General features: G+C 60.2%; 13 protein-coding genes. 5 read left to right on the forward strand and 8 right to left on the reverse strand.

Annotation, left to right across the window (positions count from 1 at the left end):
• The first annotated feature begins 171 nt into the window (after positions 1–171).
• The 3 genes from G439_RS0109225 to G439_RS0109235 are packed head-to-tail and all read left to right on the forward strand — an operon-like array spanning position 172 to position 4,188.
• Positions 172–1,575, forward strand: coding sequence for an SLC13 family permease (locus tag G439_RS0109225; protein WP_040434975.1), 1,404 nt, complete (start codon positions 172–174; stop codon positions 1,573–1,575).
• A 1-nt stretch (position 1,576) separates the two neighbouring features.
• A complete protein-coding gene (locus G439_RS11800; RefSeq protein ID WP_022868898.1) occupies positions 1,577–3,721 on the forward strand; it encodes an ATP-binding protein in 2,145 nt (714 codons plus the stop codon).
• The gene (locus G439_RS0109235) at positions 3,718–4,188 is read left to right on the forward strand and encodes a response regulator (protein ID WP_022868899.1); all 471 of its coding nucleotides are present in this window, start codon (positions 3,718–3,720) and stop codon (positions 4,186–4,188) included. Before G439_RS11800 ends, G439_RS0109235 begins: the two co-directional genes overlap by 4 nt.
• A gap of 266 nt (positions 4,189–4,454) precedes the next feature.
• On the opposite strand, the gene G439_RS11805 is transcribed toward G439_RS0109235, so the two are convergent.
• Together G439_RS11805 and G439_RS0109245 are read right to left on the reverse strand one after the other, a co-directional pair.
• The gene (locus G439_RS11805; RefSeq protein ID WP_022868900.1) at positions 4,455–5,126 is read right to left on the reverse strand and encodes a hypothetical protein; all 672 of its coding nucleotides are present in this window, start codon (positions 5,124–5,126) and stop codon (positions 4,455–4,457) included.
• A 207-nt stretch (positions 5,127–5,333) separates the two neighbouring features.
• Positions 5,334–6,086, reverse strand: a complete 753-nt coding sequence (locus tag G439_RS0109245; RefSeq protein WP_026459579.1) for an NADPH-dependent oxidoreductase — start codon at positions 6,084–6,086, stop codon at positions 5,334–5,336.
• A 293-nt stretch (positions 6,087–6,379) separates the two neighbouring features.
• Here G439_RS0109245 and G439_RS0109250 point away from each other — a divergent pair, with 293 nt between their 5' ends.
• On the forward strand, positions 6,380–6,826 hold the full coding sequence (locus tag G439_RS0109250; RefSeq protein ID WP_131333613.1) for a hypothetical protein: 447 nt from the start codon (positions 6,380–6,382) through the stop codon (positions 6,824–6,826).
• Positions 6,827–6,997: 171 nt separating this feature from the next.
• Here the strand turns inward: G439_RS0109250 and G439_RS0109255 are convergent, their stop codons facing one another.
• The 6 genes from G439_RS0109255 to G439_RS11810 all read right to left on the reverse strand — a co-directional run bounded on the left by G439_RS0109255 (position 6,998) and on the right by G439_RS11810 (position 13,419).
• A complete protein-coding gene (locus G439_RS0109255; protein ID WP_022868903.1) occupies positions 6,998–7,741 on the reverse strand; it encodes an amino acid ABC transporter ATP-binding protein in 744 nt (247 codons plus the stop codon).
• Positions 7,741–8,589, reverse strand: a complete 849-nt coding sequence (locus G439_RS0109260; RefSeq protein WP_022868904.1) for an ABC transporter permease subunit — start codon at positions 8,587–8,589, stop codon at positions 7,741–7,743. The genes G439_RS0109255 and G439_RS0109260 overlap by 1 nt, the downstream gene beginning before the upstream one ends.
• A gap of 139 nt (positions 8,590–8,728) precedes the next feature.
• Positions 8,729–9,610: an ABC transporter substrate-binding protein gene (locus tag G439_RS0109265; RefSeq protein ID WP_022868905.1), complete on the reverse strand. Its 882-nt coding sequence runs from the start codon at positions 9,608–9,610 to the stop codon at positions 8,729–8,731.
• A 141-nt stretch (positions 9,611–9,751) separates the two neighbouring features.
• The gene (locus G439_RS0109270) at positions 9,752–10,231 is read right to left on the reverse strand and encodes a cupin domain-containing protein (protein WP_022868906.1); all 480 of its coding nucleotides are present in this window, start codon (positions 10,229–10,231) and stop codon (positions 9,752–9,754) included.
• 37 nt (positions 10,232–10,268) lie between these two features.
• Positions 10,269–11,564, reverse strand: a complete 1,296-nt coding sequence (locus tag G439_RS0109275; RefSeq protein WP_022868907.1) for an amidohydrolase family protein — start codon at positions 11,562–11,564, stop codon at positions 10,269–10,271.
• A gap of 31 nt (positions 11,565–11,595) precedes the next feature.
• Positions 11,596–13,419: an adenosylhomocysteinase gene (locus G439_RS11810; RefSeq protein ID WP_243442573.1), complete on the reverse strand. Its 1,824-nt coding sequence runs from the start codon at positions 13,417–13,419 to the stop codon at positions 11,596–11,598.
• An 83-nt stretch (positions 13,420–13,502) separates the two neighbouring features.
• Here G439_RS11810 and G439_RS0109285 point away from each other — a divergent pair, with 83 nt between their 5' ends.
• A complete protein-coding gene (locus G439_RS0109285) occupies positions 13,503–14,399 on the forward strand; it encodes an HAD hydrolase family protein (protein WP_022868909.1) in 897 nt (298 codons plus the stop codon).
• The last annotated feature ends 198 nt before the right edge of the window (positions 14,400–14,597 follow it).

A 14,597-nucleotide genomic window follows, 5' to 3' on the forward strand; every position in this document is an offset into this window, starting at 1 on the left:
CGCGTGGATAAACCCATGAATTGTGGGCTCATCCTCCCACATGACGTGTGCGCCATCACATAGACTGATGAAGCTGTCAACAATTTAGACAACCCCAACGACGAGGTCTTGCTTCCAATGACTAAAGCATCACACGGCACGCTGACGGTGGACTCCAGGTCCGCCACCAACATGACCACTCGCCAGAAGAATCACGGCAATAAGATCAGCCCGGTCAAACTGGTCGGAGGAACACTCGGCATTCTTGCCGTCATTGTGTGCCTCTTTATCGAACTGCCAGGCCTGGGGGTCATGGGCACCCGCATGTTCGGCATCTTCCTCATGGCCATCTGCCTGTGGGTCACCGAGGCCTTCCCGCTGGCTGCAACTGCCGTCCTCGTGATTTTCTTGGAAGTCCTCTTCGTCTCAGACAAAGCACTTTTGCCGCTGGCCGAAGAAGCACCCGCGTACACCACCTTCTTTGGGGCGCTGGCCAATCCGGTGATCATCCTGTTCCTCGGTGGCTTCATGTTGGCTGACGGGGCAGCCAAATACAAGGTCGACCGAGCCCTATCGGCAGTCCTGCTGCGCCCATTCCTGGGCAAGCCTCGGCTCACCGTTCTGGGCGTCATGCTGATCACCGCGGTCTTGTCGATGTTCATGTCGAACACGGCCACCACCGCCACCATGTTCGCCGTCATGATGCCCGTCATTATGGCTCTGCCCGAAGGCAAAGCCCGCACTGGTATTGCCCTATCCATTCCCGTTGCTGCCAACGTCGGTGGCATCGGAACACCCGTTGGAACCCCGCCTAACGCCATCGCTTTGGGTGCCCTTGAAACCGCCGGTATCAAGGTGACATTCATGGACTGGATGGCTGCCGCCGTCCCCCTCATGCTGGTTGTTTTGGCAGCGTCGTGGCTATTTATCGCGTGGCGCTATGTTCCCACCGACTCCAAGTTCGACGTCGACACTTCCGCGAAGTTCCAGACCTCACGCAATGCGAAGATTTTCTACGCCGTCGCCATTGTCACCGTGATCTTGTGGATGACGGAGGCCCTGCACGGAGTCTCCGCCAACATTGTGGGCTTCCTGCCCGTCGTGGTCTTACTGATGGCCAAAGTGATGAACGGCGATGACCTGCGCGCCCTCGACTGGCCTGTCCTGTGGCTGGTGGCCGGAGGTATCGCGCTGGGTGCCGGTGTTGCCGCCACCGGCCTCGATAAGTGGATGCTCGGCTCAATCCAGTGGGCAGCTATTCCTACGGCGCTGCTGATCTTTGTCCTCGCCCTCGTCGGCTGGGGAACGTCGAACGTCATCTCCCACTCAGCCTCGGCCAACCTCTTGATCCCCATGGGTATGGGCCTGGCTGCGACGGTGTCGACCTCCGCTGCCGAAATCGCGATCGTCCTCGCGCTGGGTTGCTCGCTCGGCATGATCCTGCCGATCTCGACGCCCCCCAACGCCATTGCCTACTCCACGGGCACCACGCCCACGAAAGAAATGGCCGTTGTCGGTGTCGCTGTCGGCGTCATCGGCGTGATCCTGCTGGCGTTCGTGGCTCCGCTGACGTGGAGACTGATGGGGCTTTTCTGACATGACGATTGACGAGGGCGAGCGCACGCGGCCGATCCCACGGATCGCGTCGCGGTGGACTCATGCCTTCGAACATCGTGATGATGAACTCTGGTCACGCACCGATGTGAGAAGGGGAGGCCACCGCCCCGGCTTGCACGTGCACGTCCTCGTCGTCGGTGATGATTCGAGGGACATCGCCCACGCCCTCACGCAGGACATGGCCGTCGCTTTCCCTAACCTGTGCCTCGACCACATTTCTGGGGCCCATCGCCTGCGTGAATACAACGAATCACTGGGGCCGGCTGATCACGTTGTGCTGGCGGTTGCCACCAGCGAGATTTCTGACATCGATGAGCTTATTGAGCACACCGAGTCAATGCCGATCCTTGAGTACACCAGGTGGGTGGTTGTCACTGATCAAGAGGTCCACGATGACCTTGAGAGAGGTACCGCGTCGGATCGGTTGGCGTCGGTGACGACGGTGCCGTGGACGGTGCCGCTCCTAATCGGTCAGTGTTATTCGACGATGGTGCGCCACCTGGTGGGCGAGGGCCGTACGCGTGATCAAATTGTTGCGCTGATTGGGGAGCCTCCCGAGTCGGCGGTTCAAGGCCCCCTGTTAGAGGGGCTGGGAGTTTCTGAACGCAGTGTCGTTTTGGAACTGCTTGATGGGGTTGAGCGGGTGCTTGGTCCCAGGCCTCGCATTGTTGTGCCGCCGGGGACGGTGTTGGTCACCCAGGATGAGCCTGTGGGCGCGGTTCACCTGGTGTTGGAAGGGGAAGTGAGCTTGCATCGCGATTCTATGCGCGGTGAAGTCTTGGCTCACCATGCTAGCTCGGGGCCCCTCATTGGCCTCGTATCTTTGGCGCGCGGAGAAAACGCGTTCTTTACGGGTGTGACTACCTCTGAGACCACCTTGGTGCGCCTGACCACTGAGCAGCTTCAGATCGTCCTCGTGGAAGAACCTGAAATCGCGTCGCCTCTGACGGCTTTGGCAATCCGGTCGCTGACGCGCAGGCTGATGCGCGCTGAGGACCTGCATCTGGAAAATGCGATGCTCGCTGAGGATCTGGAACTTCAGAAGGAGAACCTCAATAAGGCTTTGCAGGATCTGAAAGCCACGCGGGCTGAGCTGGTTGAGCGCGCGCGATTCGCCATGTTGGGTGAATTGTCGGCCGGCATTGCTCACGAGCTTAATAATCCGGTGACGGCGCTCATTCGAGCTGCTGAACATATGAGTGAAGATGTGGATCGGCTGTTGTCCGCAACCCCTCAAACTGGGGCCGCACGCGATTCCATGCGGCGGGCGTTGACGGCAGCCCCTCAGTCCACCGCTGTGGAACGGGCAATCATTAAAGAGATTCTGCCCATTGTGGGCGAGGATCGGCAGATGGCCAGGCGCCTTGTGCGTGCTGGTATCGAGGATGCCGAGGCTGCTGCACGTCTTGTTGGTGCAGGGGATAAAGAACTTGAGTCCATTGAGTCGGGCGCGCGCGTTGGATCATCCTTGCGTTCGGTTCTTGCCGCCGGCAGTAGGGTCATTGAACTCACCCAGTCGCTGAAAGGGTATGCGCGCCCCGACGCAGAAGACTTCAAAGCAGTGGACGTGCGCGAAGGCGTGGATGATGTGCTACGGCTGACGAACCACCGTTTGCGCGGTATCGAGGTCGAGTGCGATTACGAGGACGTGCCTGTGGTCATGGCGCATCCGGCCAAATTGCAGCAGGTGTGGACGAACCTACTGGTTAACGCCGCAGAGGCCATCGAGGACGAGCGTGCCGACGCGACCGAAAATGGTGACCCTGATGGCGACCAAAACGGTGGTGGCGACGCCAATCCGCGACTGCAAGAGGGGTTCGAGCCTCAGATTTTCATCAAGGTTCGCGGTGTTGATGACCGGGTTGTTGTCACGATTGGCGACAATGGCCCGGGGATCCCCGAAGCCCTTTTGGAAAAGATTTTCGAACCGCATTTCACGACCAAAGCGGGTCGTGTGCGTTTTGGTTTGGGTATGGGAATGTCGATCGTTCGCCAGATTGTTGACGGTCATGGTGGCACGCTAGAGATTGACTCCGTTCCCGGCCGTACCCTGGTGCGAGTTTCACTACCAGCAGTTTCAGACGAATCAATAGTTCAACCAACCACCACCCAGGAGGGATCATGACCCTGACAATCCTGTCTCTGGAAGACGAGGCCGATGTCCGCGATGCACTTGAGCGTGATCTCGAAGAGTTCTGGACCAAGATCCGCCTTGAGACCGCTGAGGACGTGGACGATGCGTGGGCGGTTCTGGATGAGATTCACGGTGAGGGTGAGGATCTGGCTCTCGTCCTGTCGGATCACCGGCTGCCCGGAAAGTCCGGTGTGGACTTCCTGGTGGAGCTGCGCAAGGATGAACGCTTCGCGGGGGTTCGTACAGTTTTGGTGACGGGCCAGGCGGATCAGGATGACACGATTCGCGCGGTTAACCAGGCCGGCCTGGACTACTACATCGCTAAGCCGTGGGATGTGCAGACGCTCAAGAAGGTTGTGCGCGATCAGCTCACCAACTATGTGCTTGAGATGGGTGTAGACCCGTTGCCATACATGCCGTTGCTTGATGGTGTGCGCGTCATGGAGTCAATCCGCTGACGTTGTCCCGTCTCTGGCCCCGTCCCTCCCCGCGAGGGACGCCCATAACTCCCGCGAGGGACGCACAAGTTTAAGCGCTGAAAGCCCCTGCATCGAGATCCATCGTTATGCGCCGTTGGAGGTTCGAGGACGAACCGGCGTCACCGTATAACGGTGGGTTTCGGAGCTCAACGAGGGACTACTCCGACGAGGCTTCTCGGTCCTCGGGCACACCGGCCGCATCCTCGCGCACACAAGGCTCGTCTTCGGGCGCGGCCGACCTCATCCTAGGGCGCGCCGGTGCCACTGTCGGGCGTATCGGCACCGTTGGAACAGAAAGTGGGTCCCTCAAACCCAGCTGCTCCCAGGATCTGGAAGATTTCATCAAGTAACTGAGGTGCCTCGATTACGCCGGCCGCAAACTCGGGGTGTGGGATCTCGATCGCTGCCATTCCGGTTGGCCCGTTGACAGGCTCGGTATTGAAACGACGTGACAGAAGGGTATTCGCTTCGACCAGGTCATTGGGCGCCCCAAATACCCATGACACAGCTTGTTGGTCGCCGTCCGGGCGGCGCCGGATCCACATGTGCGTCATGACGATGCGTGCGCCCTCGCGAGGAAACACCTCACCAACGCGGGTGAACAGCGCCAGGCTGGAATCACCGCCAAAATCGTCCTCGAGCAGTGCGTACGCGTAAGCGCCGATGCCACGAAGAGTCAGAGAATCCGCCAGAACACCCAGGACATCATCCTCAAAATCAGTTTCTTGGAAATACAGGCCCTCGCCGATTGCGGGCGCGTCCGGGCCGACAATAGAAATCGGTATTCCCGCGTCGGCCAAGGCGTCGCGCACAAGACCGATGTTGTGCTCGGGGAAAGGGTGCAGTGCTGCGACATTCCTGCCGAAGCGCTCGATAAATACGTAGGTTCTAAAGCCTTTGTCTCTGCCCGTTTCCATCAACACCTCTTCATGGTACGAGGTCGATCCCGCCCTATGCGCAGCTCAGCTGCGTACGGGCGGCGGCCAGGCAGGGGGGCGCCCACGCAGAATGGCGATCAGGAGAGGGCAGGAGCTGACGCAGGATTGCGACCAGGGGAGTGCGGTCATTATTGCCAGAAGGGTGGCTCGCTCGATGCGCGAAGCGTGCCCCAGCTCTGCGCCCTGTTAGGACAAGCACAGCCCCTGGTCGTTGAGGATGCGCAGCATCGGGGACACGTGGGCGCCGCCCTTGCCAATCGTTGTGCGCACGAGGTTTGTGAAAGTCTCGTACCGAGCGCCGCCGTCACGCAGGTCGTAGTAGCGGGTGATGACCTGGTCGTAGTCGGCGATGAGCTGCGAATACGACTCAACTTTGGGGTAGGTGTTTTCGCCTGACACAATTCCCAGCGGCAGGCGCGGCTTGAATTGTGGCTCCTGCGCGGGATGGCCCACCAACAGACCCAGCAGCGGGAACGTGTACTTCGGTAGTTCGAGGGCCTTGATAATGCGCTCAGGATCAGCGTTGATTGAACCCAGGTAGACGGTACCCAGGCCCATGGATTCGGCGGCAACCACCATATTCTGCGCGCCTAGGAGCACGTCTTGGCAGCCGATCAAAAAGAGATTTGTTGAGGACAGTGCTTCGTTACCGATGCCCGCTTCTTCACGGATTTTTGCGTTGCGGTATAGGTCAACGATGAACACGAAAAGGTCACCTAGGTCGCCACCAACATAGGGCTGGCCAGACGCTTTGAAGAACTCTTCACGGATGGCGGGGTCGGTGATGTGCAGTGTGGTCATCTGCTGCAGGAACGAGGACGACGCCGTGTGCCGTGCGACTTCAAGTAGCGTGGTCACCTCGTCGGAGGTGAGTTTCTCTTCTGTGTACGCGCGGATCGATCGATGCGCCATCTGTACGTCGATGGTGGGGTTCGAGATCGGCGTCGGTTCGGGGGTAGTGAGGTTGTTGTGTCCGAGGTGTGTCATGATCAAGCCTTCCATTGACGAGGGCGCAAGCAGGTTTGCCCTCCGGTTTCTATTGTGTGCCCGAGGTTGTTCGGGTAGGGGGACCGAACGCAGAGTGAACATGTGCGCACCATGAACTCATTGTGTTTGCTGCAAGTTATCTTCTTAGACCTAGACGCCCAAAACTCCCGCGAAGGACGCCCAAAACTCTTTGGCGCCTGTTGCCTGCTTGGGCATGTCGATCTTGCAGGCATACCATGATCAGCATGAACAAGCGTAAAATTTGTATGTCTCTGTTCGCCCTTGGCCTGGCCGCAACTGCTCTGGTGGGCTGCAGCTCCAACGATGCGGTGCGTAATGACACGGCTGGTGAATCAGGTGCGGCTCAATCTGAAGCTGGTAGTTCGATGGACGCACAGGCTCTTGGCCCCATTATCAAAGACCCGACAACCCTTGACGGCGCCACCGTGACTCTGCCGTCTGAACGCCACCTCGTTCTTAACGTCCCTGAAGACTCAGACGTGACAAAGTGGAGCGCGACGATCGAGGACGCCTCGGTCGCAGAATTCGTCGCCGGCACGGACGACGGCTCGATGGTGACCAACCCCGGGATCAGCCCGCTGGCCGTCACCGAAGGCACCACAGTCACGCTGACTGATCCCGAAGGCCAGGCGGTCACCTTCACTTTGATTATTACCGAGGGCTCCCGCTGATCAGCTGAAACGTCAACCGACGGCGAAGCTATAGAGAGCAGCGGTGTTACCAACGAAGTTCCAGCACCGTGGTTCACCGTTGCTGTTCAGACATGAAACGAGGCCCGCTCAAGCCGGTACCACCGGAAAGAGCGGGCCTCGCTACATCATGCGGCCAACAATACGAAGCGATCACCGAAGAATTCGGCGTAGGAACTCCTGAGTCGCAGGCATCTGAGGATTATCAATGACCTGGCTAGGCGGGCCCTGTTCAACGATCTTGCCGCGCTCCAAGAACACCACTCGATCGGCAGCTTGGCGGGCAAAACCAATCTCGTGGGTCGCCATGAGGATCGTCGAACCGGCGTCCTTAATTTCACCGACCAAGTCCAACACCTCACCCACCAAAACGGGGTCCAGCGCAGACGTAATCTCGTCAAGGAGCAGTAGTTCAGGATTCGTAGCCAGGGCACGCACAATGGCAACGCGTTGCTGCTGGCCGCCGGAGAGACGATCTGGGAACTCGGATGCCTTGGAATCCAAACCGATACGGGTGAGCAGCTCATGCCCGCGAGCATCGGCTTTCGCCGCATCCCACCCGTGAACTTTGCGAGCCGCAAGCGTCACATTGTCCAACACCGACAGGTGGGGGAATAGGTTGAAATGCTGGAAGACCACTCCAATGCGGGCGCGGATTTTGTCGGCATTGACTGAAGGGTCAGTAATGTCTTGGCCGGACAGGAAAATCTGCCCGTCATCGACGCGTTCAAGGAGGTTCGCACAGCGTAACAGCGTCGATTTACCAGAGCCGGAAGCACCGAGTAGAACAACGACTTCGTGGGCGTCCACATCCAGGTCGAGGCCGCGAAGAACCACGTTGTCACCAAAGCGCTTAACGACGCGTTGGGCTGAAAAAACCGGGGTATCAGCACACATCAGACGGTGCCTCCCATCTGTTCGCGCTTACGTAGCTTGGCTGTGTACCAGTCAGACAGGCGTATGAAGGGGAATGACATGACGATGAAGAGGACGCCCGCCACCACGTAGGGCGTGAAGTTGTAGGTTGTCGCCTGGTAGATCTGCGCGGAACGAATCGCGTCCACAGCGCCCAGCACCGAAATCAGACCCACGTCCTTTTGCATGGAGATAAAGTCATTCATCAGAGCGGGCGTCACCTTACGGATCGCTTGCGGGACGATGATGTGGCGCAGAGTCTGGCCGTGGGTCAGCCCCAAGGATCTCGCCGCGTAGCGTTGCGAGGGGTGGATCGATTCCAGTCCCGCTCGGATGACTTCAGCAACGTACGAGGTATACGTCAAGACCAGTGCGATGGTGCCGAGGAACGCTGCGGGAATGCGCGTCGTCGGGTTGAGCGCGGGCACACCGAAACCGATCAGATAGAGGACCACCAGGAAGGGGATGCCTCGGAAAATATCCGTGTATGCGGCCGCGAGAAAACGGATGGGAAAGAAGATGGGGCCGCCCAGGGTGCGCGCCGCAGCCAAAAGGGTGGCAAAGATTGCCACGCCAATGACGGCGACGAACAGGATTCGGATATTGAGCCAGAGGCCTTTGGCGACCTCGGGCAGGGCCGCGACGAAGTGCTCGGGGTTGAAGAAGGTTTCTTGAGTGGTTTGCCAGCCGGGCGAGTTCGTGATGACGAACCAAATGACAACGGCGAAGATGAGGGTCGACAGAATCGACACGAGGACGGATCGTGTGGCTTTCTGGCGCCGGAATGCACGACGGCCGAGCTCCACGTCAGAGACGGGAAGTTCGGCCATAGGGTCGTCGTTGGTGATGACGGGTTGCGACAAGTCAGTGTCCTATTCGTCGGGCCGGGACGAGGGCGGGGCTGCGTTGGGCAGGTGCCCCGCCCTCGTACATCCTCTTGATGAGGACGATCCCGGGCGTCGAGGAAAGTCAGTCGAGGACTGGGATTTCCTGACCATCGGTGATGGTCAGCCACTTGGCCTGCAGCTCAGCGAGGGTGCCGTCTGCGGCAAGCGCATCAACAGCCTCGGTCACTGCGGGGGTCAAAGACGAACCCTTGGGTAGGACGATCCCGTAGGTGTCGCCGTCGGTTGCGTCGGCGAACTGGCCGACGATCACGCCGTTGTCGATCTGGGTGGCGATCATGTTGAACGCGGTGGGCAGATCGACGACGATGGCGTCCACCTGGCCCGACTTCAGGGCAGCGACGGTGTCATCGGAGGAGTTGTAGAACTGGGGGGCCTTGCTCAGGCCATCAGCCAGGTGCGAGGAGACGAACTGCTGAGATGTGGTGCCTGTCTGGACACCAACGAGCACGTCCTTGAGATCGGCGATGGACTTGGCGCCCACGGCCGGTGAATCGGGGGAGGCGATGATGGCCTGCGAAGTGGTGTAGTAGGGGCTGGAGAAGTCAACAGCCTTCTTGCGGTCCTCGGTGATAGAGAACTGCTGCATGTTCAGGTCCCAGTCCTTGGCGCCGGGGGCGATGGAGGAGTCAAATGTTGCGCGAACCCACACGACGTCTTCGGCTCCGTAGCCGAGCTTTTCTGCGACGGCGTAGGCGACGGCGGACTCGTAGCCTTCACCTGAGGTGGGGTCGTTGTCGAGGATCCACGGCGAGTAGGCCGGCTCAGAGGTTGCGAAGGTTAGTTTGCCTTCGGTGACGGTTTCGAGGGCTCCGGCCGCAGCGGACTGGGTGGAGTTGGCAGTGGACTCTACAGTGTCCGACGAGGACGAGCCCGAGCAGGCGCCCAGGGTCAGGGTGGCAGCGATGGCTGCCACAGCGGCGAAGGGACGGAAGGAACGGCTCATCAGATGCCTCCGGGGGTGTTGCCGGTCAAAAGTGGTTCGTGCATGCGGGTTTACGCGTTGTGCGAACGGTTTCACCCTATAGAGGCTGGATCGAACCCGAGATGACGATTTCGACACCCGGAATTTCGTAACTTGAAAGAATTAGCGGTTTTCCGCCAATTTCCAATCATCGTAGGTGAACTCAGGTGAGACAACACACGTTGCGAGGGCGTGGGCGCCGCGGGCAAAAGTACGCTGCCAAGTGTCAGCGGGGACGAGCAATTGCACCGGATTCGAAGTTTCGGATGGTACGAGGCCGGTCGCAGACTCTTGATCGTCAAGGCTGTCCGCCGGGCTGTTGAGCACAACCACTCGCGGCTGCGCACTCGGTTCCTCGCCCTCGCCACCTAAGTGAATCTCTAGGGCACCCGGACCATGCCACAACCACAATTCGTCCGAACGCACGACGTGCCAACGCGCCTCCATGTCCTCATCCAATAGGAAGAGGATGCCTGACGCGGTTGCTCGGGGCCCGCCCTCGGTCATCACCTGCTTGGGGGCAGTCCACGTGCGGCGGAACCACCCGCCCTCGGGGTGGGGCTCGAGGCTGAGGTCGGTGACGAGCTGATCGGCAATACTCATGCCACCACCATACGAAAAAGTGTCTTTAAGTGGTTCCTCAGTCTGCCGCGCTCCACCTAATCTGGCCTGCTACCACGGTTTCCACCTGGTGTCCGGCTCCATGGCGCACCACGTCGTCGATGGTGCCCACGATGTCAGACACCGGCACATCCACCACCGTCATGTCGGCCACGGCTCCCGCCTGAAGCTGGCCAATACGATCTGGGCCCGTCGCCAAACCCATCGCCCAGGCCCCACCCAGGGTTGCGGCTTGCAGGAGGCGACGCCCCAGGTCAGAGGACTGATACCCCTGCTTGCGAGCCAGATCAAACAAGACAGCCACGTCCTCGAGCACATCCAAGGACGGCGAGGATGACAGGGAGTCTGTGCCCACCGCAATCATGTTGCCCTCATTGAGGTAGGCGGCAACCGGCGGAGCATCCAAACCGATAACGCGGTTCGACCGTGGACACAGTGCCACAGCGGTGCCACGCGCCCGCAGGCGACGCCGATCATCGGCCGTCATGTAGACACCGTGGGCAATATGGCAGTCGGGTCCAAGAACTCCTAGCTGGTCGACGAATTGGGTGGCAGAAAAGCCACCGCCGCGAGCACGCATGGCAGTAAAGGAGGGCGAATCTGGGGTTCTCCACAGGTCAGCGAGCTCGCCGGTACGCGACTCAGCCCACTCGGCTTCCGAATGGGATTCCCCCAAGTGAATGTGCAAGCGCAGGCCCCGTCGGCGCGCCAAATCAGGCAAGTCGAGCAGTGGGTCCGCATCCAAAGAGTAGGGGGCGTGCGGAGAGACGCCGATCGCGGGCGGAGTCGGCATGGAATCGAGGGCGGCGTTGACGGTTTCGAGGCCTCGTTCGCGCCAGTCCTCGTTCTTCCAGCCCATGACCTCCCAGTAGGCGATGCCGTGTAGGCCAGCGTCGTGCAGGGCGGATGCTGCTTCAGGGTCGGTGACGACGTCGGCGGCGGACGTCGTGCCTGCTTGCAGGAGTGCTTGAGCGCCTGCGGCAGCGTCGCCGCCCCAATCTAAGGTTGTGTTGTCGTAGATGGCGTCGAAGGCTTTGGCCCAGTCAGGGAATCCCGTGTAAGAACCTGTGCCGACCTGTGCCATTCCCGTGTACTGCAGGTGGGTATGTGCATTGACGAGGCCGGGCATGAGGACGCCGTCAAAGTGGCGTTCCGTGAAACTTAAGCCCCGGTGTTCGAGGGTGGAGATCACCCAGTCGCGGGCGCCAACGTGTTCGATGCGTCCATCGCGCACGGCCACGGCTCCGTCCATGACGGAGGGCGCGGTGATCGGGATGACGAGTCCTGCGGACCAGACTTGGACGTCGGCAGTCATGTGGTACTTCCTTGCAGTGTCGGCGTTGGGGTCAGCGTAGGGCTTCAAGGGCTCGTTTGGCGACGAGGTCGTCGGCTGTCTTGGGTAGTTGATGGAGCCCGGGCTCGAGGTCGTGGACGCGGGTCAGCAGTTCGCGCAGGCAGGCGAGCTGGACGCCGAAGCTAATGTCCATGATTTCAATGGGGTTGCCTTCGCCGGCGGTGCAGTTAATGCAGCCTCCCCGATCCAGCACAACCAGCCTTGGCTCATGTCCTCGCTCTTGTCCTTCCCCCTCTCCCGCGAGGGACGCCCAAAACTTCGCCGAGGGACGCCCAAAACTTCGCCGAGGGACGCCCAAGTTGGGCGTTTGGCCGGTGGTGGCCCGCTCGCTTGCCGATTCGCCTGCGCGAATCGGTTCGAAGCCCGACCATGCCCTGCCGCCACCGGCCAAACTTGCGTCCACGTGTTCGTCCTGCCCGCCCACCGATTCGCATCCTCGTGAAAGTAACTGCACCGCGCGCAGACCAGGCGCATCGGACATCACCCAGCCAGCGGCCTCGGCCTCGTCCAACTCAATTTCACCCGTGACACCGCCGGCGACCGCCAAGACGGTGCCCGGTCGCATGCGTTCCATTGCGGACACAGGGATAGTCGAGGGCTCACCGGTGGCCGAAACCACCATGACAGCGGTAGTGACCGCATTCTCCAAGGAGGCCGTCCTATAGCCGTCCATCAGAGCCTGCAGCTCGCGCACCGGATCCAACTCGACCACCGTCACCTTGGCGCCGCACGCCCTGGTAAAACGCGCAAAACCCTTGCCCACATCGCCATAGCCAATGACAACCACCGACTCGCCCTCAAGAGGCACGCCGGCTCCGGTAGGATCCAATAGGTCCAAAATCGTCAGCAAACACGACTGCCCCGTCGCATACGCATTGTCGAAAAGCGTCTTCGAACGCGCATCATTGGCTGACAACACAGGGAACCGCAGATCGAAGCCGCGCAATGGGCGCACCCCGGACGTTGTTTCTTCACCCGCACCAGCAATCATGTCCAACGCCCCAGGTGCACGACTCGGATCGTGAGCCATGCGGATTAGATGCGACCCATCATCAAGCAGGAACTCCACCCCCGACCCTAAAAAGCCGCGAGCCAGCTCCTCTTCGCGCAGAGCATCCGCACTCGAGTCAGCAAATACGTCGACGCCGCCCGCACGCAACGCCGCAGCCACATCGTCGCGAGTTTCGTCCGCATGCCCAAACACCGACACCTTTGCCCCGGCCTCGTGCAGCATCTGCGCTAGCGCCGCGGTCTTCGGTTCCAACACCAAGGAAACGCCAATCTTGCGGCCTTGGATCAGGCCATCTGCTGCCAAGTCATCCACCATCTTGCGTGTCACCGGCATGCGAGAACGCGCCCACTCGATACGACGAACCCCATAATCCGGCTTGTTTGACGCCGCGTGCGGGGGCGACATTGGTTCAAGATTGGGCGAATACACCACCACCGGGCGACCGCCCAAAGGCGTGTCAACCAAGACCGCACCATGATGCGCCACCGACAGAGTTTGAAGCTCCGAATGATCGGCGCCGTCCTCGCTCACGTACACCACCGCCTGCGTGGAAGCCGACGTACTCGAGGACGACGAAAGTGGCAAGGGTGCGGCAAGCTCAGTCCATTCGACGTGAGCGCCAAACCCTGACAAAAGATCAACGAGGGCGCGAGGGCGCGGGTCCGTTGGCGATATGGAATCGTTGTTGACGAGGACGAAGCGCCGCCCCGGGATCAGACAGTTCGTAGCGGCGGCGAAGGCTCGCAGGCTTATCTGTGCCCACATGCGGGCATCGTGGATTGTTGGCTCAGATTGGGCTTCCATATGGCTGACGCTAGCAAGTTTGAGTGGGCTAGTGCGCGTGGGCAACGTCGCCGCAGTGGCGATGGATGCGAGACAATCGGAACATGACTGACACAGCATCCCCGAACTCAGTGGCTCCCACTCCCGCATCTGAACTTCCCGTTGGTGCTGACATTCGACTGGTCGCAGTTGATATGGATGGCACCCTGCTTGATGACAATAAGCAATTCCCTGAAGGATTGTGGGATCTGCTCGATGAACTTGACGAACGAGGCATCGTGTTCGCTCCGGCCTCCGGACGCCAAGCGTGGACCCTTCTGGACATGTTCCCTGGTCGAAGCGGTATGACCGTCATGGGAGAAAACGGCGCGATCGTGATGCGAGACGGGCAAGAGGTGTCGTCCTCGCCTATGGATCACGAGTCCCTGCATCGGGCAATCGATTTGGTGCGCGAAGCCGTCGCTTCGGGAATTAACGGTGGCCTGGTGATGTGTGGCAAGCAGTCGGCGTACGTTGAACGCACCGATGATCTTTTTGTCAACGGAGTCCTGCCGTACTACCACCGCACCCAGCGTGTGGAAGATCAGCATGGAGTGTTGGAACGCATCGAAGCAGGCGAATTGGACGATGACATTGTCAAACTCGCCGTGTACTGCTTGGATCCGGTTGGCCGCTTGGCCGAGGCAACGCTGGCTCACTTCGCGGATACTCACCAGTACGCGGTGTCCGGCGAATTCTGGGCTGATCTACAAATGCGCGGGGTAGATAAAGGGTGTTCGGTGCGGGCCCTGCAAGAAAAGCTTGGTGTGACTCGCGCGCAAACTGTGGCTTTTGGTGATTTCCACAACGATTTGGCGATGCTTGCCGAGGCCGATATGTCCTTTGCGATGGCGAACGCTCATAGTGACGTGGTTGAAGCCTGTGCCTATGTGGCGCCGAGCAATAACGAGAACGGCGTTGTGCGCACGCTGCGAACCCTGCTGGCACTCGACGCGCGCTAGCCTCGGCCTGTTTCGCCTCGCCCATTCGCGCGAGGGACGCCCATAAGTCTCGCGAGGGACGCCCAAGTTGGGTGTTTGGCCGGTGCGTCCCGCCCGCTCACCGAATTGCCTCGAAGCCCGACCAGGCCCTGCCGCCACCGGCCAAACATTGCGTCAATGTACTCGTCGCGCAGGCTTACCGGTTCGTTTGCGCGAATC

This window comes from Schaalia vaccimaxillae DSM 15804, assembly GCF_000420425.1.
Taxonomy (GTDB): Bacteria; Actinomycetota; Actinomycetes; order Actinomycetales; family Actinomycetaceae; genus Pauljensenia; species Pauljensenia vaccimaxillae.